Annotated in this window: 14 protein-coding genes and 1 pseudogene; 4 read left to right on the forward strand and 11 right to left on the reverse strand. The window is 72.5% G+C overall.

The window, feature by feature from the left end; genetic code table 11:
• Positions 1-51: 51 nt before the first annotated feature.
• The 4 genes from ACIBCU_RS12810 to ACIBCU_RS12825 form a co-directional block, all read right to left on the reverse strand.
• The gene (locus ACIBCU_RS12810; protein WP_362928039.1) at positions 52-897 is read right to left on the reverse strand and encodes a carbohydrate ABC transporter permease; all 846 of its coding nucleotides are present in this window, start codon (positions 895-897) and stop codon (positions 52-54) included.
• Positions 894-1,865 carry a sugar ABC transporter permease gene (locus tag ACIBCU_RS12815; RefSeq protein WP_362928040.1) on the reverse strand — a complete coding sequence of 324 codons (972 nt, stop codon included), beginning with the start codon at positions 1,863-1,865 and terminating at the stop codon, positions 894-896. Before ACIBCU_RS12815 ends, ACIBCU_RS12810 begins: the two co-directional genes overlap by 4 nt.
• A 20-nt stretch (positions 1,866-1,885) precedes the next feature.
• Positions 1,886-3,127, reverse strand: coding sequence for an extracellular solute-binding protein (locus ACIBCU_RS12820; RefSeq protein ID WP_399231143.1), 1,242 nt, complete (start codon positions 3,125-3,127; stop codon positions 1,886-1,888).
• Positions 3,128-3,249: 122 nt separating this feature from the next.
• The gene (locus ACIBCU_RS12825; RefSeq protein ID WP_399231147.1) at positions 3,250-4,293 is read right to left on the reverse strand and encodes a LacI family DNA-binding transcriptional regulator; all 1,044 of its coding nucleotides are present in this window, start codon (positions 4,291-4,293) and stop codon (positions 3,250-3,252) included.
• 400 nt (positions 4,294-4,693) lie between these two features.
• On the opposite strand from ACIBCU_RS12825, the gene ACIBCU_RS12830 reads away from it, so the two are divergent.
• Positions 4,694-8,356, forward strand: a complete 3,663-nt coding sequence (locus ACIBCU_RS12830) for a LamG-like jellyroll fold domain-containing protein (RefSeq protein ID WP_399231149.1) — start codon at positions 4,694-4,696, stop codon at positions 8,354-8,356.
• Positions 8,357-8,801: 445 nt separating this feature from the next.
• Positions 8,802-9,080, forward strand: a pseudogene (locus ACIBCU_RS12835) (saccharopine dehydrogenase); the annotation flags it as partial.
• Between the two features lie 71 nt (positions 9,081-9,151).
• Here ACIBCU_RS12835 and ACIBCU_RS12840 read toward each other — a convergent pair.
• Together ACIBCU_RS12840 and ACIBCU_RS12845 are read right to left on the reverse strand one after the other, a co-directional pair.
• Entirely contained in the window at positions 9,152-9,544 is a 393-nt protein-coding gene (locus ACIBCU_RS12840; RefSeq protein ID WP_362928044.1) for a PLDc N-terminal domain-containing protein, read from the reverse strand.
• A gap of 140 nt (positions 9,545-9,684) precedes the next feature.
• On the reverse strand, positions 9,685-10,263 hold the full coding sequence (locus tag ACIBCU_RS12845) for a TetR/AcrR family transcriptional regulator (protein WP_399231151.1): 579 nt from the start codon (positions 10,261-10,263) through the stop codon (positions 9,685-9,687).
• 92 nt (positions 10,264-10,355) lie between these two features.
• On the opposite strand from ACIBCU_RS12845, the gene ACIBCU_RS12850 reads away from it, so the two are divergent.
• Entirely contained in the window at positions 10,356-10,802 is a 447-nt protein-coding gene (locus tag ACIBCU_RS12850; protein ID WP_362928046.1) for a DUF1772 domain-containing protein, read from the forward strand.
• Here the strand turns inward: ACIBCU_RS12850 and ACIBCU_RS12855 are convergent.
• From ACIBCU_RS12855 to ACIBCU_RS12875, 5 genes are read right to left on the reverse strand one after another with little or no spacing between them, the layout of a single operon-like run.
• Positions 10,774-12,615 carry a hypothetical protein gene (locus ACIBCU_RS12855; RefSeq protein ID WP_399231154.1) on the reverse strand — a complete coding sequence of 614 codons (1,842 nt, stop codon included), beginning with the start codon at positions 12,613-12,615 and terminating at the stop codon, positions 10,774-10,776. The genes ACIBCU_RS12850 and ACIBCU_RS12855 overlap by 29 nt on opposite strands.
• Positions 12,612-16,397 carry a DUF5682 family protein gene (locus ACIBCU_RS12860; protein WP_399231156.1) on the reverse strand — a complete coding sequence of 1,262 codons (3,786 nt, stop codon included), beginning with the start codon at positions 16,395-16,397 and terminating at the stop codon, positions 12,612-12,614. Before ACIBCU_RS12860 ends, ACIBCU_RS12855 begins: the two co-directional genes overlap by 4 nt.
• A gap of 3 nt (positions 16,398-16,400) precedes the next feature.
• A complete protein-coding gene (locus ACIBCU_RS12865) occupies positions 16,401-17,624 on the reverse strand; it encodes an AAA family ATPase (protein WP_362928049.1) in 1,224 nt (407 codons plus the stop codon).
• A complete protein-coding gene (locus ACIBCU_RS12870; RefSeq protein WP_399231158.1) occupies positions 17,621-22,813 on the reverse strand; it encodes a hypothetical protein in 5,193 nt (1,730 codons plus the stop codon). Before ACIBCU_RS12870 ends, ACIBCU_RS12865 begins: the two co-directional genes overlap by 4 nt.
• Positions 22,810-23,670: a DUF4132 domain-containing protein gene (locus ACIBCU_RS12875; RefSeq protein WP_362928051.1), complete on the reverse strand. Its 861-nt coding sequence runs from the start codon at positions 23,668-23,670 to the stop codon at positions 22,810-22,812. Before ACIBCU_RS12875 ends, ACIBCU_RS12870 begins: the two co-directional genes overlap by 4 nt.
• Positions 23,671-23,924: 254 nt before the next feature.
• On the opposite strand from ACIBCU_RS12875, the gene ACIBCU_RS12880 reads away from it, so the two are divergent.
• A complete protein-coding gene (locus ACIBCU_RS12880; RefSeq protein ID WP_362928052.1) occupies positions 23,925-25,145 on the forward strand; it encodes a metallophosphoesterase in 1,221 nt (406 codons plus the stop codon).
• Positions 25,146-25,149: the final 4 nt, after the last annotated feature.

A 25,149-nucleotide genomic window follows, 5' to 3' on the forward strand; every position in this document is an offset into this window, starting at 1 on the left:
CGTCCGGCGGACGGCACGGCCGTGGCGAGGGGGAAGGAGTGGTGAAAGGGGTCAGTCCTTGACGGCACCGGCGGTCACCCCGGCAGCTACGTAGCGCTGGGCAAGGACGAGGATGACCGCGGCCGGCAGCGAGGCCACGACCGCGGTGGCCATGATGGCGTTCCACTCCTGGTTGTTGTTGCCGATGTAGTGGTAGATGCCGAGGGTGATCGGCTCGTGGGGGCCGCCGTTGACCAGGGTTCCGGCGAAGACGAAGTCGGACCAGGACCACAGGAACGCGAACAGGGACACTGTGACGACGGCGTTGCGGCTCATCGGCACGACGATCGACCAGAAGGTACGCAGGGGCCCGGCGCCGTCCGTCTTCGCCGCCTGCATCAGCTCGCCGGGGATGCCGGACATGAACGCGGTGAAGATGAGCACCGCGAAGGGAACGGCCAGGGTGGAGTCGGCGACGATCAGGCCGGGGACGGACTGGAGCAGGCCGAGGCTGAGGTAGATGGCGTAGAAGCCCATCGCCATGATGATGCCGGGGATCATCTGGGCGACCAGCAGGACGAAGCCGAGGACGCCGCCGCCGCGCGGGCGCAGCTTGGCCAGGGCGTAGCCGGCCGGAGCGGACAGGGCCACGGTCAGGACGACGGTGCCCAGGCCGATGACGAGGCTGGTGCCCAGGTAGGGCAACTGCTCGGCGAGGACGGTACGGTAGCCGTCCAGGGTGCCGTCGACGGGGAACAGGTCCGGTGGGCTCTTGCGCATGTTCTGGTCGCGGGTCAAGGACACGTTCAGCATCCAGTAGACCGGGAAGAGCATGAGTCCGGTCAGCAGCAGACCGACGGCCGTCTTTCCCCAGGTGCGCTTACTCTTTCCCCGGGTGTGCGTGGTGTTTCGGTTCATGACCATGCCTGCTTTCGCTGCACCCGGATGTACACCACGCCGAAGACCAGGGCGGCGACCACCAGCAGGTTGCCGACGGCCGCACCCGGGCCGAAGGCGGGGAGCAGGTTGCCGAATCCGAGTTGGTAGGACCAGGTGGCGAAGGTGGTGGAGGACTCCGCAGGGCCGCCCTTGGTCATGATCCAGATGATGTCGAAGACCTTGAGTGTGTAGACCAGGCCAAGAAGCAGGGTGATCGCGGACACCGGGCGCAGCAGCGGGAATGTGATGCTCCAGAACCGCCGCCAGGCGCCCGCCCCGTCCAGGGCCGCGGCCTCGTACAGCCCTGCCGGAATGGACTGCAGGCCGCTGTAGAGCACAACGAGGTTGAACGGTACGCCGATCCAGATGTTCGCGATGATCACCGAGGTCAGCGACCAGCTCGGCGAGGTCAGCCAGTTCACCGGGTCGATGCCCACCCCGTGCAGGGCGGTGTTGACGATGCCGGAGTCACTGTTGAACATCCACGACCAGGTGGAGGCCGACACGATCAGGGGCAGCAGCCAGGGCACCAGGAACAGGGCCCGCAGCGTGGCGGAGAGCCGGAAGTGCTGGTGGAAGAAGACCGCGAGCGCCAGCCCGATGACGTACTGGAAGGCCAGGCACACGATGGTGAAGAGGACGGTGTGGAGCAGGGCGGGCAGGAAGGTCGCGTCGGCGAAGACGGTCCTGTAGTTCTCCAGGCCCGTGAACGGGGCGTCGCCCTGGACGAAGGAGCGGACGGTGTAGTTACGCAGGCTCAGGTCGATGTTGCGGTAGAGGGGATAGGCGTAGAAGAGAATGAGGTAGAGGGTCACCGGGGTGAGGAAGGCCCAGGCGGCCCACTGCTGGGAGATGGGGCGGCGCCGTGTCCGGGACGGTGCGGCAGGGGCCGCCTCGCCGGGGCCGGTCTCGGACCCGGGAAGCGGCACTTGTGTCACGTGACTCATCAACAGACCCTGAGATTCGGCTACTTGACGGCGGACTGGGCGGCGGCAAGCGCGTCCTTCGGGGAATTCGAGCCACTGAGGGCGGACTGGACGGCCTTCCACAACTGCTCGGAGATCTTCGGGTACTTGGTGCCCAATTCGTCGCTGGTGCGGCCCTTGGCCGCCTTGACCGCATCCACCCACGGCTTGAGCTCGGGGTCGGCCGCCATCTGCTTGCCTTGCACCTCGGTGGTGGGGGCGACGTAGGAGAGGGTGGTGTCGGTGTCGTACAGGTTCTGGGTGCTGGTCAGACAGGCCGCGAGCTTCTGCGCGGTGGTGTAGCGGCCGGCGTCGCTGTGCACCGGGAGGGTGACGAACTCGCCGCCGGTCGGGGCCGCGGCGCTGCCGCCGTCGGCGCCCGGTATGGGCAGGACGCCGTAGTCGAATCCCGCCTTCTTGGCGTTGGCGAGCTGCCAGGTGCCGTTCTCGGCGAATGCGTAGTCGCCGGTCGCGAACTCCTGCCAGCTGGTGGTCTGGGTGTTGTTGAGTACGGAGTTGGGGGCGTAGCCCTTCCCCAGCCAGTCCGTCCACAGGGACAGCGCGGAGACGGCCGCGGAGGAGTCGATGTCGGTCAGTTCCGCGCCCGAGCCCCAGAACCACGGCAGGAACTGGAAGCTGCCCTCCTCCGTGCCGATCGCGGAGAAGGTGATGCCCTTCTTGCCCGCCTTCTTGACCTTCGCCAGCGCCGCCGTCATGGTCGGCCAGTCCTTGACCGAGGCGATCTCCACCCCGGCCTCCTTCAGGACCTCCTTGTTGTAGTACAGGGCAAGAGTGTTGGCCCCGATCGGAGTGCCGTAGGTCTTGCCTTCCGACTGGCCGGCCTCGAGCAGGTTGGGGTTCACGCCCGAGGTGTCGAGCTTGTTCTCGTCGGTGGTCGTGAGGACGCCCGCCTCGGCCAGGGTCGACACCACCGGGTTGTCGACGATGAGGATGTCCGGGGAGTTGTCCTGCTGCGCGGCAAGGAGTGCCTTGTTCGCCAGGTCACTGGTGTCGAAGCCGGTCCGCTTGATCTTTACGTCTGCCTTGGCGCCGCAGGAATCAAGGAGCTTGCCCCAGGCCGAGCCCTCGGCGAACTGCGGGTAGGGGTCCCAGACGGTGTACGTGCCGTCGTCGGCACTCTTCGCCCCGGTGCCTCCCGAGCCGCAGGCGGTGGCGCTGAGGGCGACGACCAGGGCGGTCGCAGCCGCGGTCGTCAGACGGCGCTTTCTGGCGGAGCTGTTCATCGCGGGTTCCTTTGTCTTGAGCATGCGGGTGCCGAGGGCGGTGAGCAGGTGGAGAGCGCGGGCATGCCGAACGGCGCGGATGACCGGTTCGGGTGTCCAGTGGTGTGGCGCGTGGGGCGTGGTCAGGGCGTACGGGGCCCAGTGTCCGCCGGGGGCGTGGTGCCGACCGGCCCGGTGCTGGCCCGCAGGGAAATCGGTGGCACAAGGAGGTGGTGCCGGGGCGGTGCGCCGGGGTTGTCGAGCCGCTCGACCAGGAGGTCGACGGCGAGACGGCCCAACTCCGCCGCCGGTACGTCCGCCGCGGTGAGCTGCGGGGTCACCGTCTGGGCCCAGCGGCTGGCCACGACGCCGGTGACGGAGAAGTCACGCGGCACATGGAGGCCGGCCTCGACCAGCCCTCGGTAGAGGCCGCCGAGCGCGGCCTCATTCAGAGTGACGAGGGCCGTGGTGGCCGGATCGTCGTGCAGGATCTGTTCCAGACACGTCTGGCCCGAAGCGGGGTCGTCCCCGCAGCAGTACGTCCGGACCGTCAGCCCGCGCTCGGCCGCCGCCTTCGTGAAGCCGTCCAGACCGCGGTGCGCGGACTCGTACCCGGTCCGCAGCAGTTGCTCGGGGCGGTTGACGAAGGCGACTCGGCGGTGGCCGAGGTCCGCCAGATGGTGCACGCACGCCTCCACCAGCGCGGTGTGGTCGAGGCCCGCCCACCAGCCGCCCTCGGGACGCGCGGTACGGCCGATGGCGACGAACGGGAAGTCCACAGCCTCCAGAGGGTTCACCCTGTCGTCCTCGAGGCGGATTTCCATCAGGATCGCGCCGTCGACCCGCCGCTCCCCCAGCAACCGCTGGAAGGAGCGGTCGCTGTCCACCCCGCTGGGGGACAGCAGTACGTCGTAGTCGCAGGCCGCAGCGGCCTCCACCACGCTGCCGATAAAATCCAGTTGCATGCCCGTGTAGTGGTTCCCGGCCGGCGGGAAGACCAGCCCGAGCGTGCTGGTCCGCCCGTTGGCCAGGGCGCGGGCGCTGGCGCTGGGTTGGTAGCCCAGCTCGTCGACGACCTGCTGGATCTTCCTGCGGGTGCCCTCCGAGACTGGACGCTTGCCGCTCAGCGCGTAGGACACGGTGCTCCGCGAGACACCGGCCCGGCGGGCGATCTCACCGATGTTCACGGCGACTCCTTTATCGAACCGGTTCGCATGGAGCGAAGGTAGGAACCGCCGGAGCGGCTGTCAACACCCGGGACGCACTTCACCAAATCCCGTCAGGGGAAGGGAAAGTTCCTTGCGTCGAGGGGATTGCTGGCCCCTATGTCCGGTGCTAGCTTCGCCGAACCGGTTCGATGAAGCGATCCTTCCGGCGAACCGACGGGGCAAGAACTCCCTGGGCCCCATCCGTATCCTCCGCGGAACCCGGAGCCTGGAACTGCCCTTCCGCTCCCTGGAGCGCAGCTGACCAAACGGGTTCGACGTACTCCTCCCCAGACTCTCCGCACGGGAACGGCACATGGGCGAGCTGCCGACCGAGGAGGGCCGACCGGAACCCCTGACTGAAGGATTGAGGACGCAATCCATGCCATCCGCTGACAGATCCGCCTGGCGCCGAAGCTCGGCCGCCGTGGCCCTGACTCTCGGCGCGGGCCTGCTGGCCACACCCGCCGCGCCGGCGCAGGCGGCCGACGCACCCCGGCCTGCCGCCCACTACACCTTCGACCAGGACGACCTCGCCTCCGGAAAGATCAGCGACAGTTCCGGCAACGGTCTGACCGCGAGCCTGCTCAACGGATCCACCGCGCAGTCCGTCACCGGCACCGACGGAGGCAAGGCGCTGGCCCTGCCGGGCGGGGCACCCACCTCCGAGGGTGCGTACGTCCGCCTGCCTCGCGAAGTGGTGGGCGGGACACACGACTTGACTGTGTCCACCCGCGTGAAGTGGGTCGGCGACAAGTCGGCCTGGCAGCGGATCTTCGATCTTGGCAGCAACAACACGAAGTACCTCTTCGCCACCCCGTCCAACAACAGCGGCGTGCTGCAGACCTCGGTGACCACCGGCGGAGGAGGCGCGGAGGCGCAGACCCGCGGGTACGCGATGCTGCCTGCAGACGAGTGGCGGACGGTCACCGTCACCCTCGACTCCACCGCCGGCCGGGTCACCACCTATCTGGACGGTGTGGCGGTCTCCTCCGCCGCGACCAGCATCAAGGCCGAGGAGCTGCTTGACGCTTCGGCCACGACGGCCGGCTACATCGGCAAGTCCTTCTATCCGGATCCCCTGTTCAAGGGCGCCATCGACGACTTCACCGTGTGGCACGCGGCGCTCAGTGCCGAGCAGGTGGCCGGCACGGTCGGAACCCTGCCCACCCTCAAGGAGCTCTCGAAGACGTCCTTCGAGGTCCGTACGACGTCCGGGACCGCTCCGTCCCTCCCCGCCGCCGTCCGCTCCTCCTTCTCCGACGACTACGACCGCGACACACCGGTCACCTGGGACGACGTACCGGCCGACAAGTACGCCCGGCCGGGAACGTTCACCGTGGCGGGAACGGCAGCCGGGCGCACGGTGAAGGCGACCGTCACCGTGGTCCGCGAGGGGCAGCTCACCGTCGACCTCGGCTCGGACACCGGCGCGTTCCACGGCGGCGCCTCCGGCACCCTCTACGGCGTGTACGGACCGGACGTCCCCACCAACAACCTCATGGAGGGCATGGGCCTGCGCACGGTCTCCACGAAGGCGCAGGACGGCCCGCAGCACCCCGGCGCCGACGCCCTGGAGGTGGTCAAGCCGCTGGCCGACTCCACCGACGGTGACGTGTACATCTATATGACCGACATCCACCGCGGCTTCCCGTACCAGTGGCCGGGCGACACCCCCGAACAGAAGCTCAAGCTCTACCGGGAGAAGATCGTCAAGCAGGTCGACCAGGTCCTGAAGCTGCCGAAGGAGTACCAGGACAACGTCGTCTTCGTGCCGTTCAACGAGCCCGAGGGCAACATGTTCGGCACCGGCGAGTGGAGCTACGACAAGGTCAGTTGGCTCGACGACCCGGACGACTACTTCGCCGCCTGGGACGACTTCCACCAGCTCATCAAGAGCAAGATGCCGGACGCCCGCATCGCGGGTCCCAACACCAGCATCCTCTTCGACCAGGTGAAGGGCTTCCTCACGCACGCCCAGGCCGCCGGCACTCTCCCGGACGTCATCACCTGGCACGAACTGAGCCACCCGGAGGCGGTGCGCGAGAGCGTCGCCAAGTACCGGGTGTGGGAGAAGGACCTCTTCAAGGGCACCGCCGAGGAGGGCACCCGACTCCCCATCAACATCAATGAGTACGCGTTCAACTACCACACCTCCGTGCCCGGCCAGATGGTCCAGTGGGTGTCCGCGATCGAGGAGTCCAAGGTCGACGCCGACATCGCGTACTGGAACATCGACGGCAATCTCTCCGACTCCGCGGTGCAGTCCAACCGCGGCAACGGCCAGTGGTGGCTGCTCAACTCGTACGCTTCGATGAGCGGGCACACGGTGAGTGTGGCCCCGCCGTTCGCCGGCGAGAACTACACCATGCAGGGCGTCGCCACGCTCGACGAGAAGAAGAAGCAGTCCCGGCTGCTCTTCGGCGGGTCCACCGGCAAGGGCCACATCACCTTCGACAACGTACCGGCGAAGATCTTCGGCGACCGGGTGCACGCCTGGGTGCGGGAGATCGAGTGGAGTGGCCAGCTGGGAGACTCCCCCGGGCCGCAGCTGCTCGCGGAGCAGGACGTGCAGGTCGGTGACGACGGCACGGTCGTCGTCGACTTCGGCGACGGCGGACTGCCCGAGCTGAAGGAGTCCTCGTCGTACGAGATCATCCTCAGCCCGGCCGGGAAGACCGCGGGCACACAGTCACCGTCCACGCGCTGGAAGTCGTCGTACGAGGCGGAGGACGCCGCCCACACCGGGTCCGGTTACTCGAAGAACGGCCCGGAGGGCTCGCCCCGAGACGTGTCGAAGTTCTACACCTCCGGCGGCTACGGCGTGGGGGGCCTGCGCACCGGCTCGGACCTCACGCTCGACTTCACCGTGGACGTTCCCGAGGACGGCACGTACGACCTGAGTGTCTTCGCCAACTCCCTCAACACCTTCGACAAGGTGAAGGAACAGGGCCCCACCAACGTTTTCCTGCGCGTCGACGGCAAGGCGGACAGCGAGCAGGAGGTGCACCTGCCGCTCGGCTACAAGTGGGTGGTGTGGGACCACGCCGACACCAAGGTGAAGCTCACCAAGGGCAAGCACACCCTGACGCTCGCCGCGAAGAGCGCCGACGGCAAGCGCGCCACCCAGGGTGACGCCATCATCGACCGCCTCCTCCTCTCCCTTCCCGGGGCTTCGGCCACCACCCAGGTGTACGAGGGCGAGCTGGCCTGGCTGCACGGCGGGGCACAGCCCACGTACACGCTGCCGAAGCAGGCCGAAGCCCCCGCCACCGGCTCGGGCGCGGTCCAACTCAAGAAGGGCCAGACCGCTACGTTCTGGGTCTACTCACCCGCCGACCGCGAGGCCACCTTCAAGGTCGACACTCTCGGCAGCGCGAACGCCCGGCTCGCCGTCAACGGGCACGATGTCCTGCGCCTGTCCCAGGGCAAGAACAGCGTGGCGGTCTCCCTCTCGGGAGGCGTCAACAAGGTGACTCTGACCGGAGGTTCGTCCAGCACGCTCGTGGACCGGCTCACGGTCACGCCCACCAAGGGCGCGCTTCCGACGCGTACGTACGAGGCGGGCGACGCCAAACTCGCGGGCTCGGCCACGCTCGCCCCGCTCTCCCTGGCCACCGACAACACGGCCGTCACCGGAATCGGCGGCGAACCCGGCAACGGCAACACCGCGACGTTCACCGTCGGCGCCGACCGGGCCGGCCTGTACGCGCTGCGCGTCCGCTACTCCAACCCCGAACAGTCCGAAGCCACCCACTACAACCCGGACCCGCTCGCCCGCCACGCCGACATCACCGTCAACGGCGGCGAGAAACGGCGCGTCGGCTTTCCGCACAGCTTCCACCGCAACAATTTCTGGGAGCTGACCATCCCGGTCCACCTCAAGAAGGGACAGAACACGGTCTCCTTCAGCTCCGAGGAGTTGCCGAACTTCGACGGCACCACCTACGCCTCGGACGCCTTCCCCGGCGTGCTGCTTCGCTCCCGCTACGCACCCCTGATCGACCGGATCACCGTCGCGCCGTACGCGCGGGAGGCGCGATGAGGTCGTCACCACCTGCGGCACGGTGACGCACACGGGCGCCGGGTAGCAGGGGCGCCATGCTCCTCACCCTGTCCGGCAGGGCGCACCCGCTCGACCATCGATGCCGCAAGCAGGCGCCTGGGTCCGTCACGGACGGCGGTCCCGGGCGCCGGCCTGGCCGACGTCGTGCGGCACGACCGAAACCCGTCAACGACCGTCACCGGCGCCGCCGAACGAGCCGGTGTCCGTCTGGTCGGCTGGGGCGCGACCAGCACGGCTCTCCCCCACGACCTCAAGCTCTGGTGCGTCTGCTGCGGCCATCACGAGGAACACTCTGCATGCCCCACGGGCCGGCAGCGCGAGCGCGTCCTGCGGGCCGCAGGCGACGTGGGGTTGCAGCTCATCAGCCAGGAACCGAGTCGCGACTTCGGCGGCCTGCTGACCGTCGGGTCGCATACAGGTCGGCCCGGACACCCCGGCACCGACCGCGGTCGACGAGCACGGACGGTCCGCCCAGACCTTCCTCGTCGACGTCGTGGTGCGCTCGGGCGGCACCGAACGCCGCGCCGTGGCTCGCGGCCAGGACATCTACGCGGTCACCGCTCCCCTCGTGGTGGAAGCGCTCGGCCGCGTACTGACAGGCCGGACCCGCGCGGTCGGCGTCGTATCAGCAGGAGAGATCTTCGACGCACCCGACTTCCTCCGCGCCCTGTCCCCGCGCATATCCCTGGAACTGCGTCCATAGCGAGGCGGGGACGGGACGTCGCCCGTAGCTCCGGCGGGTCGGTGTCGGCCTCCTCGACGGGCGGCCCAGGCTCAGGCGAGGACCTTCGCCTTCGCCCTCTCGTACTCCTCCGGGTTCAGATCCCCGTTCCGTTTCATCTCGGCGAGCTTGGCCAGCTCCTCCACATGCTCGCTGCCGCCCGGCCCGGCGGCCTTCCTCACGTACGAACGGAACGCCCTCTCCTGCTCCTTCGCCTCGGTGATGTCCCGGTCCCGCATGCTCCGCCCCCGCAGGACAAGGTAGAGAAAAACGCCGAGGTAGGGCAGGACCAGGACGGCGATCAGCCAGGCCGCCTTGCCCCATCCGCTCAACGAGTGATCCCGGAACAGGTCCGTGATCACCTTGAAGAGCAGGAAGAACCACATCACCCACAGGAAGAAGTACAGCATCGTGAGGAACAGATTCAGCAGCGGATAGTCATCCATGCCGTGGTCCTTCCACATCATTCCGCGTCACACGGAACCGGATCCGGATACTCAGCGATACCGCCTCCCGGCAGGCACCGCATCTCGAGCGCAGCCGGCCGGGCCGAGGGCTCCCGCTGCGTGCCCGCCGGGGCGGTACGTCAGACCATGGCGAGCCGGTCCACCAGCAGCTCCATCCTCCGCTCGGTGTCCTCCGGCGGCAGTCGTCCCGCCCGGGCCAGGGTCGCAAGGCCGTGCAGGGCCGCCCAGAACACCTCGGTGAACAGCCCCGGGTGGACGCCGTCCCCGGCGACCTCGCCGAGACTCTCCAGCAGGGCGGCGAAGGCGTCCTTGAGAGGCTCGGGGGTGTCCTCCTTCGCGAAGGCCAGGCCGCCGTCGAGCTGGAACATCGCGTCGTAGACCGCCGGGTTGCGTTCGGCGAAGTCGAGGTAGGCGCGGGCGAGGGTGGTGACCCGGGCGCGTGGGCCGTCCGCGGCACGAGCCGCGGCTCTCAGCGCCGCAGCCATCTCGGCGGCGCCTTCGAGGGCGACGGCGCCGATGATCTCCCGCTTGCCGTGGAAGTGGCTGTAGAGGACCGGCTGGCTGTACTCGATGCGCTCGGCGAGCCGGCGGGTGGTGACCGCGTCCCAGCCCTGCTGCTCGGCTAGTTCGCGGGCCGTCGCCAAGATGAGCCGTTCGCGGGCCGCCCGTTCGCGCTCCTTGCGTTCCTGTACCGACATGGCTAGATCCTAGCACCGCTAGACAATTGAGCGGCAGTAGGTCTAGCGTTGCCACATCGGCTGTCAGCGCTAGATGTCGGGAGGGATCACCCATGCTCAACGCACTCGAGGTCTTCACCACCGTGGTCGTCGGCGTGATGGTGGGGGTGGAGTTCTCCGTCGCCTTCGTCATGAACCGGATCTTCAACGCACTCCCCGACGACAGCGGCCAGCTGGGCCGGGCCCACGGTGGCCGGATGCTCGGCGCCGTGATGCCGGTCTGGTACATCACCTCGCTCGTCCTCGTCGCGATATGGGCGGTCGCCGGATGGCAGCACCACGGCGCCGGCCTCGTCGTCACCGCCGGCGCGCTGCTGCTCCTCAGCGTGATCATGTCGGTCCTGCTGCTCGTCCCGATCAACAACCGGGGCAAGACGTGGACCCCTGACAACCGCCCCGCCGACTGGAAGCAGCAGATGAACCGCTGGGACCGCTTCCACTACGTCCGCGTCGCCGTCATCATCGCGGCCTTCACCCTGCTGGTCGCCGGCCTCGGCTGAGCCCGCGGGCCGACACCGCGTCCTGCGCCGGTTCCCAGGCCGCCGCGCACAGGGACTCGGCCACGGCGGCCGTGTAACGGGCGGCGGCGAGCCAGTGGGTGGCGAAGCCGTCGGTGTCGGCAGGGAGGAGGCGGCCGAAGAGGTCGCGATCGCGTCGGGCCGCCGAGGCGCACAGGGCGGTGAGGAGTCCGGCGGCCGTGGGAAGTCCCGCGCGGCGGATGCGGCGGGTCTCGGCGGTGACGTCGCCCAGCATGCCGAGGGCGGCGCGGCCCGCCGGGACCGTCTGTTCGACCCTGCGCTCCAGGAGATACAGGGGCGAGTGCGCTCCGGCCCCTCCGGGCTCTGGCGGGGCGGGGTGCACGGGGGCAGCCGGGTCCGGGAGGTCGGCTCGGCGCAGGCGGTCGAGGCCGAGGTCGACCGTGCCCTCGCCGGTGGGGTGCGAGCAGGCGAGGAGGGTGAGCCGGGGGTGTTGGGCGGTCACCAGGCGGCCGACGATCCTCAGCCGTGTGCCCGGCGCCGTGGCCAGCAGCATCAGGTTGTCGCGGTGGGCCAGCGCGGGGTCGTCGTCGGCGACGGTGAGCCGGACGCGGATGCCTCCCTCGCACAGCGCGAGCAGGCAGGTGCCGCCCGACTCCCTGACCGCGCCGAGGAGTTCGACGTCCAGGAAGAGCAGGTCGCTGCCGCCGCCGTCCGGGTCCGCGTAGCGGGAGGTGGACCGCAGGGCGCGGGCGGCCTGTTCGGACGGCGGCGTCTCCCACAGGGCGGCGAGCGGCGGCTCCGTCCACGCCGCACCCCGGGCGGTAACGGCCTTGACGCCCTTCCCGGCGCCCAGTCTGCCGTCCGGCGAGACCGTCGCCCCGGAGACCGCCAGGCCGGCACGGCCCAGCTCCCGGTGGGTGAGCGCGCTGTCCCCCAGGCGCACGGCCCGGTCGGCCACGCCCAGGGCGCGCCCGACGCCGCCGGGTGCCACGTCGCCGACCGTGAGGAGACGGCCGTCGGCCCCGGCGACCCAGGTTCGGACGCCGCCGTGCCCCGAGTCGGTGACCACGGGTTCGGTGAACAGGCCGTACAGGCGCAACGAGCCGTCCGGGCTGTACGGACGGCGCACACGGCCTCTGACGGCGGCCAGCTCCGCCCCGGACGTCGTCCCGACCCGGTGTGCTGTGCCCAGGAGTTCGGCCAGGGCCGTGACGAGGTCCGCGGTGCGGTAGGACGGGTCCCCGGCGCGGGCCGCGCGCAGCAGCGTGACAACGGACAGTGCTGTGCCCGCGGCGCGCGGCAGGTGCCGGAGCCGGGCGGTGTGCGCGGCGCGGAGGAGGGCCGACTGGGTGACGGCGCCGGCCCCGTCGACGCCGGCCTCCAGCACGGCGGCGCCCGCCGACCACAGGGCATCGGCCGCTCCACGCTGCGCCGGGCTCGCCACCTCTGGCGAGGGGGCGGAGTCCGGGGTGGGGGCGGGGTCCGTTGCGGAGGTGGGTCCGGGGAACGCCCGGGTGGGCTCATCGGCGGGCTCCGGCGCCGGGTCCGCCGTGGGGGCGGCGCAGGCGGCTGCCGCGCGGTGGACGCATGCCGGGGCGAGGAGACAACCACAGGTGATGGCGTCCGCCGTCGCCACCACGCCGCCCGGGGCATGCAGGCGCAACTCGGTCTCGTCGTCGACCGCGATCGTCACCGTGTCCCCGTCGCGGTGCGCCGGGCGGGCTCCGAGCTTGGTGACCGCCGCGTCCAGCCGCTTGCGCAGCCGGGGCGAGAGATCCTCCACGAGCGTGGCCGTGACCTCCGGTGCGACGGGTGGCAACCGGTCGGCGTTCATGCGGTCTTCTCCCCTATCCAGCGGGCCAGTTCGAGTGGACTGAGGGCCGCCACGGGCATGCCGGCGGCCACGAGCTGCCCGGCGACGGCCGTCGAGTAACGGGGCCGGCCGGCGTCGTCGAGGCTCGCGCACCCGAGGACGTGGCAGCCGCTGTTCACCAGAGCCCGCACCTCGGCCAGCAGTCCGCCGAGCGGCGCGCCCTCCTCGAAGTCGCTGATGACGACGACGAGGGTGCGGGTGGGCACCTCGATCAGGCTGCGGGCGTGCCGCAGCCCGGCGGCGATGTGCGTGCCCCCGCCCACGCTCACCTCCAGCAGGAGGGAGAGGGGATCGTGCACATGGCCGGTGAGGTCGACGACCTCCGTGGAGAAGGCCAGGAAATGGGTGCTCAGGGTCGGCACCCCGGCGAGCACGGAGGCGGTCAGCGCGGACCAGATCGTGGACGCCTCCATGGATCCGGAGACGTCGGTGACCAGGATCAGGCGCCAGTCGGCCGACCGGCGTGCGCGACTGCGGAACACCGGCTTCTCGGGGATCACCTGGACCGTTCCGTCGGCTGCCCGGCGTGCGGTGGCGAGGTTGGCGCGCACCGTGCGCGGCAGGTCCAGCCGGCCGCCGGGGCGGCGGGTGGGCCGGGCCGACATCGTGCCGGTGAGGGCGGGCCGCAGCCGGGTGGCGAGCTGCCGGGTCAGTTCGTCGACCAGGTGGCGGACCAGGGGCCGGAGCGCCGCGAGGCGGGCTTCGGGGAGGCCGCCGGCGTACCTCAGGATCGTGCGGAGCAGTTCCACGGAGGGAGTGGCGGCCGCCGGGTCGAGTTCGGTGAGGACGTCCTGCCGCCCTGTCATGGCTGCGGCGGCGAGGACCTCCTCGCGGACGCCGGGGCCGAACAGCGCGGCCAGTTCCTCGGACCACTCGCGGACGCCGGGGAACGACGGTTCCCGGCCGCCGCCACCATGACCGGGGCCGGGCAGGCCGCTGCGGGATCCCTCGCCGTGTCCCGCGCCGTAGAGCTCGTCCAGAGCCGTCGCCAGGCGGACGGCGCCGGACGGCAGTTGGTCGGGACGTCGGCCGAGCACGAGCCGCCACCGGTCGGCGGGCGCGATGGTCCGTGCGGGGGTGGCCTCGGTGGAGGGTGCGGCGGTGGGGCGCGTCGCGGCGGGGTGGCCGGACAGCGGTGGGAACCGGTCGTCGTACGCGGGCGGCGGAACGGGCAGACCGAGGCCGGTCAGGAGTTCACGGGCCGCGAGGTCGGCGGCCGTTCGACGTGCCTGCTCGGCCGGATCGTCCGCGTCGAGGGTGTCCACCCGTTCGCCCAGCCGCTCCTCGACGGTGTCCAGCAGCCGGTCCCGGGCGGCCGGGCTCAGCGTGTCGAAGCCGCCGCGCAGGGCAGGCAGCCGGGCCAGGAACGCGGTGTCGTCCAGCTCGACGACCCGGTGCAGCAGCGGGTCCAGGGCGCCGGCGCCGACGGTCAGGAGCGGGCCCGCCACTGTGAGGACGCCGGTGAGGCGGGCGGTGAGCGCGGCCCGGGAGGCGCTGTCCACGGCTCCGTCCACCCAGGAGGCGACGCGCCTCCCGAAGGTCTCGGCCTCTTCGTAGCCGGTGAGCACCCTGACTCCACCGGCGGCTGCGGCGATCAGTGGGGTGCCGTCGGCGGCCAGCCGCGCGAGGGCGTCGGTGAGCCGGATGCCGCCCACCCGGTCGGCCCGCTGGGCCAGTTCGAGCAGCGCCCGGGCGTCCTCGGGCTCCTCGGAGCCGGTCAGGCCGTCGACCTGGCGGACCGCAGCCGAGGTCAGGAGTTCGGCCGCGCGCGCGGTGTCGGCGGCACGGGCAGTGGAGGTGGCGTCCGGGGCCGAGGGGTCGTCGGGTGCGGCCAGGCCCGGCAGGTGGCCCGCGTCGATGCGATCCAGCAGGTCGAGCCCGGTGAGGAGTTCGGGAAGGGTGCCGCTCGTGGGGAGTACGGCCGCCAGTTCCGTCAGCCGTTCGTCGGCCAGGGCGGGGAGCCCGCACCCGGCGGCCTCCGTGAGTCCGCGGACGACCTGGGCAGCCGTCGGGCCGCCCTCAGCACGCTCGGCCGCGTGGCGCTGCCGCAGCACGCCCTCGGCCGCCTGGGCCGGGGTGACGCCGCGGGCCCCCGCCGCCGTGAGCATCGCGGCCGTCGCCGGGGTCCACCGCACCTGCCAGCGCGTGGTGAGTCCTTCCGAGCCCGCCGCGCCGGTCACCCCCTGCTCCCGCGCGTAAGGGATGCCGCACACCGTCAGCCTGCGCAGCAGCAGTTCACGGCGCCGGTCCAGGGTGGAGCGGGCCGGGTCGAGCCTGAGGTCGCGCGGTGTCTTCTCGTACGCGTCCTCCGGGCCGGGGAGGGAGAGCGCCGCGGTCTCGGCCTCGACGGCGGGGCCCAGTCCGCTGCGCGGAGCGGCGGGCGCGGGCCGTCCGGTGCGGGCTCCGACGAGTACGCGTTCGAGGGCCTGGGCGACGGCGCGGCCCGTCCCGTAGGTCTCGCCGCGCCCCAGCACCGTCTGCACCGCCTCCAGGAGTTCACCGCGGCCGGGGGCGGGCAGGTCACGCAGACGGGCGAGGTCACCGGCCACCCGGACGACCTCCCGGCCGTCCGCCGGGCCGTAGGGGTGGCCCTGTTCGCGCAGGGCGGCGCAGACGCGGACCGCGGTGCGGATCAGCGCCTCGTGCAGCGCGGCCGGGTCCCCGGCGGCGCCCAGGACGGTGTGCTGCCACTCCGGGTCCCGGATGCCGGCCGGGTAGCCGGACCGTGAGTCGAGCAGCGGGTACGTGTACGGGACCAGGGAGACCGTGCACGCGGCCGTCCCGGCAGCGCCGTTCACGTGGCCGTCCGCGCCCGGCTCGGGCGCGGCACCGGACGCGCCTGGCGGGTCCGGCGCGGGGCCCCCGGCGGCGGACGGCAGCAGCGCCGGCGTGTGGAAGGCTCCCACCACCACGGCGGGCCGCCGACCGCTCGCCAGGGCCTCGGCGACATGTCCGCGCATACATGCCTCGCGCGCCAGGTCCGTGCTGCTCACCCCGCCCCGCGCCTCGGCCTCGTACCGCAGCGCCCAGCCGGTGAGCAGGGCGGCACGGCGGAGCGCCTCGGGTGTCGAACCGGGCGCGAGGGCCTCCACCAGCCGGTCCCACAGGTCGTCACCGTCCCGGCCGGTGAGCCGGGACCGGAGCGCGGCGGACAGCCCGTGCCCCTCCCCCGGCACGGGCGCGGAGTCGGCGCCCGGGACAGGGGCGGGGGTGTCCGGGCCGCCCCCCGCCCACGCGCGGTCGGCCAGCGGCAGATCGCAGGCCACGGCCGGGACCCCGTTCCCAGCCGCCCAGCGCAGAGCCACCAGTTCGGGCGAGAAGTCCGCGAACGGGTAGAAGGCCGGCGCCCGTTCGCCTGCCGAGCTGGGGCCGTCGGCGGGCACGGCGGCCAGCGCCACCGGGGCCTCGGTCTCCTCGTGGGCGAGCCAGCCCAGCCAGGGCTGGAACTCGGCGGGCAGTTCGACGAGGAGGACGTCGGGGGCCGCCGTGTCCAGCAGGGCCGGGAGGGCGGCCGCCAGCGAGGGCGCGTGGTGGCGCACCCCGATCAGGAACGGTGACCCCGGGCCGGCCGCCGCGAGGGCCGCCACCGCGGCCTCCGGGGTGGCGGCCCCTGCCGCCGGGTCCTGCGCCGGGGAAGCGTCCGGCGCACCGATGGTGGGCGGCACCTCGGGGGTGGACCGCGTCTCGGGGGTGGACCGCGTCTCGGGGGCGGACCGCGTCTCGGGGGTGGTCGACTCTCTCATCCGTCAGTTCTCCAGCACCGCGCGCAGGTCCCACAGGGCACGCCAGGTGGCCGACCCCTGCTCCGCGCGCCTGCGCACCGGCCCGTCCCAGTACCCCAGCAGCCGTGCCGCGTCGGCGGGGTCGTCCTTCCGTACGACGCCGAGCAGATGCCCGGGCAGAAGGGAGAGCACGTCCCGGTCACCAGGGAAGTACGCGGCGGCCAGGCCCAGGGAGCCCGCGACGGAGACCGCCTCCGCCGTGCTCATCACCGTGGAGGGGCGCTCGACCTCCCAGCCCTCCACGGAGCGGCCCTCCCGCAGGTCCCGGAAGGCGGTGACGAGAGCTTCGAGGACCGCGTCGTCCACCTGGTAGGCGGCGCCCACGCGTTCGACGGCGGCCCGCGACTGGCGCCGGACGAGCGCGGTCTCGGCGTCCACGTCCCCGATGGGGCCCACGGTCTCGAAGTTGAAGCGCCGCTTCAGCGCTGCGGACATCTCCGAGACGCCCTTGTCCCGCAGGTTGGCGGTGGCGATGAGGGTGAACCCTGGGGCCGCGTGCACCTGGGCGCCCTTGCCGCCCGCGAGTTCGGGGACCGCGATCCGCCGCTCGGAGAGCAGCGACACGAGGGCGTCCTGGACCTCCGGCAGGCAGCGGGTGACCTCCTCGACGCGGGCGACGGCGCCCCGGGTCATGGCGGTGAGTACCGGGGAGGGCACCAGGGCCTGCTCGGTGGGGCCCTGGGCGAGCAGCAGTGCGTAGTTCCAGCCGTACTTGAGCTGGTCCTCGGTGGTGCCCGCGGTGCCCTGCACGGTGAGCGCGCTGGTCCCGCAGACGGCCGCCGACAGCAGCTCGGAAAGCATGGACTTGGCGGTGCCGGGTTCGCCCACGAGGAGGAGTCCGCGCTCTCCGGCGAGGGTGACCACGCACCGTTCGACCAGGGCGCGCTCGCCCACGAACTTCTGCTCGATCGCCAGGCGGCGCGGCACCCCGTCTCCGGGCAGGGCGCCCTTCGGCAGGCTCAGTGCCTCGCCCGCGCTGCCCATCACGAAGGTGACGACGGCGCGTGGAGTGAGCAGCCAGCCGGGTGGGCGGGGCCCGGAGTCGTGGGCGGCGAGGAAGGCCAGCTCGGTGGCGTACCTGTCCTCGGGCGGCGTGATCTGGCGGTGCTCCCGGCCGGGCGCCGTCGCCTGGTCCGGGACGCGGCCCGTGGTGGTGCTGTCCAGGGTGGTCGTGGTGTCGTTCGTCATCGGCGGCGGCCCTTCCGGGTTGCGCGGGTGTCCAGTTCTTCGAAGGCGGGGGCGTCGCCGCCCCGGACCCGTGCCCAGGCGGCTGCGAACAGCGCGGGCACGGGGAGGTGGGGCAGGATCCGGGTGGACCCGGCCACGGGGTACAGGCGTTCCTTCCAGGTCTCCAGCGGCAGCCCGGGGGCTCCGCGTTCGAGCCAGCCGCAGGGGAGGAACAGGGTGCGGCCGGCGCGGGAGCGCTTCGCCTCCACCACGAGGTCGGTGGCGGCGAGCTCAGCCCTGGCCTTCTTGACCCGTGCCGGCTTCCACCCGGTCCAGCGGACGCAGTTGCGGTCCGTCGGGTCGGGCAGGGCGAGCAGCATCAGGTAAAGAGCGGCGGTGTCCGCGCTCAGGCCGAGGACGTCGACGACCTCGGCCACCAGGTCGGGCACCGCACGCGTCGGGTCCTGGGCCGGGTGGTGCGGGGAGCCGTCGGTGGCGCCCGCCGAGACCAACGCGTCGGTCTCCTGGCCCAGCAGCGCGCGCAGGGCGAGGAGATCGCCGGTGCTGTAAGGGCTGACGGTGCCCTCGACGAGGCCGAACGCCGGGTCGTCGGGGCCTGTCAGACCGGCCGGGCGAATCAGCAGCTTCTCGTTACTGCCGTGGCCGGGGGCGAGGAGCAGCGCCGTGCCGGCCCGGACCAGACCGTCGGCGTCGGCACCGCCGGACTCGGGGAGCCCGTGGGCGGCACGGACCGCGGAGCCGATCGAGCCCCCCGAGTCGCTCCAGTCCAGACCGAGGTCCAGCACCAGGTCCTGGTCGGCGAGGCGCCCACGCAGGGCCGCGAGCCCGACGGGCAGGTGCGCCCGCAGGGGGTGCCCGTACGGCAGCGTGTAGGCGAGGGTGCGCAGGGCGGTCAGGGCCGCGTGGACCGCACCGCATGCGCTCACCCGGCGCAGGCCCGGGCGACCGGTGCCGTCCTGGACGTCGGTGCCGTGGGCGAGCCAGGTCCGGTGGCCCGCGTTGAGGATCAGATCGACGGCGCCCGGAGTGGTGCCCGTGAGGTCGAGGTCCAGTTCCTCGGGGACACGGACGAGGGAGGCCAGGCGCTTCTGCCAGACCTCGGCGGCGGCCTGGACGTCGGGACCCGTGGACCACAGCTCGGCCGGGTCCGCGGGCAGGAGTGCTCGGAGAACGGCGTGCCGGTCGTCACGGGGCAGGGCGGCCAGCCTGGCCTGGGTCCCCTCGAAGGCACGTGTCTTCGCCCCGAGCAGCGCGAGCGCCTCGGCACCGGGCTCCTCGACGGCTGCCGACAGCAGGGCGGCGGACTGGAGGGGACCGATTCCGGTGGCCGTGTGGAACGCCTCTGCGGCCTCCGGACGCCAGGGTGCCGGGCCCTGTTCCCGCACCAGGGCCGTGAGCCGGGTGAGCCGGTCTCGGGCGATGCCCTGCCGGTGAACGTGCTCGTGGTCCAGGGTGAAGCCGGGGACGGGGCCGAAGGCGCCCGTCGGGTCGTGGTCCAGGGCAAGCCAGCGTTCCGCGTCGTTCCGGGAGTTCCGGCCGCGGTTGGCGACGACCACGACGGTGCGGGCGCCCTTGCGCAGCACCTGGCCGAGCCGGTGCACGGCCTCGGGGCGTCCCGGTCCGGGTGCCCCTCCGACGAACGGCTCGACGAGCTCCACCTGCCGGACCGTGCCCGCCGGGTCGGCCAGCGGGCCTGCGGCGAGGGTTTCCAGCAGCACGAGGAGACCGGTGCGGTGCTCGGGCGAGGTGGTCGCCGAGGCGGCCCGGTAGGCCAGTTCGGGCAGCTTGTCGAGAAGGGAGGTCCAGGCCGAGGCGTCGCCGGGCACGGTGTACTCGTCCCGCTGCCAGCCGTCCGCAGGGGTGAACGGGACCTTGGACGGCGTGGGCGGGCCGAACGCGGGTTCGCCGCCGAGGACATGGTTGACGGCGAGGATCTGCCGGATCGCGGTCCACCGGAGCCCGCCTCCCCACCAGCTGCCGTGCATCCGCTCGGAGCCCCAGGCGGAGGCGTTCCGCAGGGTCATGTCGTCGCCGTGCTCGGGCGAGTGGTCGAAGAACATGCCCTGGGTGCGCGCGGTGTTCCGGGGGGTGGCCGGCTGTGCGGGCAGGGGCGGTTCCAGATACCGGAGGACTGCGACAGCCCGGTCCACGGCGTTGCGGACGAGCGCGGTGACGCCCGCGAGGAGCCGTGCGTCGGACACCTCTGGCAGCACCCGGGCGACGGCCTCCTGGCTCAGTTCCCGCGCCGAGGGCCCGGTGTACTCCTCGGCGGCCCGGAATGCCTCCGTGTGCTGGGCGACCGCGTCGACCACCACCTTCAACAGCTCGTCCGCGCGGGAGTCCGTCATGTCGCGCAGGGCGGCGGAGCCCCGCTCGTCCCTCGGGCGCAGGGCGTGCCAGTAGGCGACGGGAGGCAGGTAGGGGGTGCCCGCGGCGACGTTCCCGCCGGAGGAGCCCGGGCTGACGGACCACAGGCCGCCGCCGATGCCGTCCGTGTCCGCCGGGTGCGCCTCGACGGAGCGGTGACGCAGGGCCACGACCGGCCGTGACCCACCAGGCAGGGTGAGGGCGCCGAGCGGCACCGGGGAGCCACCGTCGGGCAGCGGGTGCGGCAGTGTGACCGTGTGGCCGTCGGGGGTGCCGACGGCGATTCGGTGCCCGTCGGCGGGGGCGGCCGTGCCAGGCTCGGTCACGGTGCGGCGGACCCAACGGCCGAGGACCGTGCCGTCCGTGCCGAACGGGGTGGTCTCCAGACCGGGCTGGAGGGGCAGCACCTGGCAGTGTTCGGTGAGCAGCCGGCTGCCGTCCCGCACCCCGGATCGGAGGAAGGCGGGGAGGGACGCGCGGCCGTGCGTGCCACCGGCCGGGTCGTACTCCAGCCACACCCGCTGCGTTCCCTGGTGGCCTTCCCGCCAGTGGCCCGTGCCGTCGGCGATGACGGCGCGCTGGGGCGGGAGGGAGGTGTCGCCCGCATGGAGGGCCTTCCCACCGGTGGCACGGCCACCGCCGGGCAGCGGCAGACAGACCTCGTCCGAGGCGCCGGAACCGCCCCAGCGGGGGATCTGCTCGCCGCCCACGGTGAACACCTCGGCGGGGCGGTGCGACCAATAGCCGCGCCGCTTGCCGTCCTCCCACCACATGACCAGCAACTCGCCGTCGACGTGACGGAAGGCGAGCATCCGCCAGTGGTCCACGGTGGCGGGAAGCCGCAGGGTGTGCCGCAGCAGAACGCCGTCCGGGCCGACGACGACGGCCCGGACGAGCGTGTTCAGGATCAGCGCGGGCCAGGCGCCGGTGACGCCGACGCCCTCCGAGCGCCGGTGCCGCGGACCCGCGGCGGCGGCCTCGGCGGCGAGTTCGGCGTAGGCCTCGTCGAGGGCGGACCAGCCCAGTTCGTCGAGGACACCGGTGCGCAGCGTGGAAGCGAGCAGCGGCACGACATCGTGGCCCTCGAGGAGCCGCACGGCCTCCGGAGCGACGTCCGCGACCACGGAGCGGAACGCCGAGAGTTTGTGGAGAGCGGTTTGCAGCCCGGGGAGCCCCCGCGCGGCCGTGTACTCCGCCGCGCAGGCGGTCAGCCACTCCCGCAGGATTACGGAGAGCACCGGATGCTCCGCCAGCTTCGCCATGCCGGCGTCACCCAGCTGCTGTCCGCGTCCGCCACCGAGTCCGCCGACGGTCCGGCTCAGCAGGGCGCGGAAGACGGGCCGTCCGGCGACGGCGGTGAGATCCCGCGCGCCGGGCGTGGTGTCGGTGAGCCACGGGCCCAAGGAGACGCCGAGGGGCTGTGCGCCCGTGTCCTGGTCCGCCGGCTCGGCGACGGGGACGCCGGAGGCCAGGCAGAGGTCGAGGAGGTCCAGATCGGCCGTGCGCTGCCAGCGGCCCTGGAACAGCTCGACGGGGCGCCCGTCGGCGCGCAGCCGGTCCGCCATCCGGGCGGCGAGACCGAGGGTCTGCGTGCTGCGGCCCGAGGTGACACGGTTGCGCCGGCGGTGGGCCTCCCAGCGAGCGAGCCAGTCGGCCGGGGAGACGGATGTGTCGGAGGGGGCGGCAGAGCCGGAAGGAGCGTGGCCGGAGGTGTCCGGGAGAGCGGTGAGCAGGTCCTGGGCACCAGCCTCGGCCAGCAGCGCGAGCCAGCCGGATTCACCGTCCGTGTCCCGGCCGCTCTCGCTGAAGGTCTCCGGGAAGAAGCCGAGGAGCCTCGCCCGCACGGCCGCGTCCCGCCGGGCGAGGGCGATGAGTGCGGAACGGTAGGACGCCCAGAACGAAGCGGGGGCGCGGACGATCCCCGGGGAGCCGATCAGATCGGCCACCAGGTCGCGTTCGGCGGCCTCGCGGTCCAGCCCGGCGGCCTTGACCAGCGCGCGCACGTCCTGCGGCAGCGCCGCGTACGGGGGCATGCCGGCAGCGCAGCGCTCGACCAGCAGACGGCGGAACTGCGCCCAGGCGTCCGCCGGTGCGAGCCGGGCCACCAAGTCCCGCACGTACTGCCGCAGCGCCTTGACCGTCAACGCGCCGGCGAAGGCGAACTCCAGGAAGACGGCCCGCTGCCGGTCCTCGTCCACGACCAGCCCGTGCACCCGCTCGGCCTCGCGGGCCTTGCCGAAGAAGGAGGCGGCGTACGTCGTGTTCTCCGCCTGGAGGAAGAGGCGTGCCACCTGCTCGTAGTAGGTGGGGAGGAAGTGCGGCACGGCCCGGCCGAGACGGGTGCCGAGCGCGTCGAAGCCGTCCTTGGCCGCCCCGGCGCGGGTCCTGGCCTGCCGGCCCAGCCGCTCGATGTCCTTGACCAGGGCCAGGGCGTGATGCCCGTTGGCCGGGTCGTTGACCAGGGCCCAGGCCGGGAAACCCAGCGTCTCGCGACGCACCTGGCCCACGACGGGGGCCTCGGTGGTCCGGGCCAGCCCGAGGAACTCCAGGGCCAGGTCCTCGGCTTCGCCGAGGGTGCCGGGCACGAGCCGGACCACGGGGCGGTCGCCGAGGGTGTGGTGGGTGTAGGTGCGGGCCGTCAGCGTGTCGGCGTCGTCCGCGTCGGTGGTGCCCGCCGCGAGGATCGCGCCGGCGTCCAGCAGAGCCGCCGCGCGGGCGTCGGCGGCGAGGGTGGAGGTGGCCTCGCCCCGGGCCTGTCGGGGAACGGGCGCCGTGCCCGCTGCCGCCGTGTTCGTGTCGGTGTTCGTCGTCGTGGTGCTCATGCCGCCCGCTCCTCGTCCTCCACGTCGCGGCCGGCATGGAGCGCCGCCGCCATGCGCATGCCCTCGGACCATGCGACGGGGCCGACCTCGGCTGCCGTCAGCGCGCGCCCCGTGGGGTCGGTCCAGCCCAGGGGGCCCGTCTCGGTGCCGTACTCGTCGTATCCGTCGTGCTCGCCGATCCAGATGCGCGCCTCGGCCGTGCCGCCGTCCTCGACGACCGGGCAGACCGCGTATCCGCCGCGCGACCGGTACCCGAGCTGGGTGACGCGGCCGTGCAGGAAGCGCAGTTCCTTGAACACGCCGCCGGCATAGGTGTCCACGGAGGTGGTGTCCGGGGCGAGGCCCTGCGGACGGCGCCACACCTCGCGGAACAACTGCTCCGCGTTCTGGCGCACCCCCAGTTCGACCGCGAACTCCCGCAGGTCGTCGAGGTCGTCGAGGAGGACGGGGTGGGGAACGCTGACGACGTCCGGGGTGATGCGGACCGTGTCGCCGTCCAGGTCGACGAGGCCGAGACCGCGGTCGGGGTCGACATCGCGCAGGAACCCGGCGACCCCGCCGTCCTGGCCGGTGACCACCACGTCCCGCAGGGCCGTCTGCCACGCCGGGTCGGGCCAGACCCGGGCGAGCACGGCCGTGGGGACGGGCAGCGAACGCACCATCCACTGCTCGACGTCGGTCAGGCACCGGCGTTCGTGCCGCTCCAGCCACTCGGTCAACTGCCGGAGTCCGACGACCGCCGGGTCGTCCTTCAATCTGGCCGGGACGGACTTCAGCCGCCGGCCCTTCCCGTTGCGGCAGACCACCTTGCCCGCCTCCAGGGCGACTTCGTAGTCGCCCGCCGGAACCCACCCCATGCGCTGTTCTCCCCCTTGTACGGACGGCCACCGAACCGGCGGCACGCTGATGAGACCCGTCGGCGGCAACGCACCGTGACGAGTGGGAGAGACTCTAGGCGCCCCCAGTGACAATCAGTCCGGGCAGCTCCGCTTCCTCGTACGGGCCCGCACCACGCGGTCATCGACAAGCTCGCCGACTGAGCTCCGACTCAGGTCACCAGGACGACCGGGTACAGTGCGCGCCGGCAGCCTGGTTCCTGAGGAGGGGAAGCGTGACCGACACCGACGAAGCCCGATCCGCGGACGGTGCGGCTCCTGCGACCCAGCAGAGCCGACTGAGCCGCCTGATGCGCTTCATCCCTTTGATCGCCCCGATCCTGCTGTGGGCTGTGCCCTGCTGGGTGCTGCTGCACGCCGGCCAGCACTGGCCGCTCCCCGTGGCGCTGGGCGGCACCGCCCTGTTCGTCCTCGGTCTGGTCACCATGCCGCTCGCGATGGTGCGCGGCCACGGCAGGCGCCAGCAGGACCGGGCGGCGATCGTCGGGGACACCCTCCTCGGGGCCGGCTGGGTACTGTTCACCTGGTCCGTCCTGTTCGGCGTCCTGCTGCGGCTCGCCCTGACCGTGGCCGGCGTGGGCGACGGGCAGAACCGGGCCCGGATCGTCACCTGTGCGGTCCTCGGCGTAGCCGCCGTGCTGCTCGCCTGGGGGTACGCCGAGGCACGCCGGGTGCCACGGGTGCGCCGGCTCGACGTACAACTCCCGCGCCTGGGAGCTGGCTTGGACGGCACCCGCGTGGTCCTCATCACCGACACCCATTACGGCCCGCTCGACCGCGCCCGCTGGTCGGAGCGGGTCTGCGCGAAGGTCAACACGCTGGAGGCCGACCTGGTCTGCCACACCGGCGACATCGCGGACGGCACGGCTCGGCGCCGCCGCGCCCAGGCCGCTCCGCTCGGCACCGTGCGAGCCACTCGGGCCCGGGTCTACGTCACCGGGAACCACGAGTACTACAGCGAGGCCCAGGGCTGGGTCGACCTGATGGACGAGCTGGGCTGGGAGCCTCTGCGCAACCGTCACCTGCTGCTCGAACGCGGCGGCGACACCCTTGTGGTCGCCGGCGTGGATGACGTCACCGCCGAGTCCTCCGGCCTGGCCGGCCACCGCGCCCACCTCGCCGGAGCCCTGAACGGTGCCGACCCGGACCTGCCCGTCCTGCTCCTGGCCCACCAGCCCAAGTTCGTCGACCGGGCCGCAGCCGGCGGCGTCGACCTCCAGCTCTCGGGCCACACCCACGGCGGCCAGATCTGGCCCTTCCACCACCTGGTCCGCATCGACCAGCCCGCCCTTGCCGGCCTCAGCCGCCACGGCGCCCGCACTCTCCTCTACACCAGCCGCGGCACCGGTTTCTGGGGCCCGCCGTTCCGCGTCTTCGCCCCCAGCGAGATCACCCTGCTCGTGCTCCGCTCACCGCACCTGCCCACCTCGCCGTAGCACT

Source organism: Streptomyces sp. NPDC051064 (assembly GCF_044455985.1).
GTDB lineage: Bacteria > Actinomycetota > Actinomycetes > Streptomycetales > Streptomycetaceae > Streptomyces.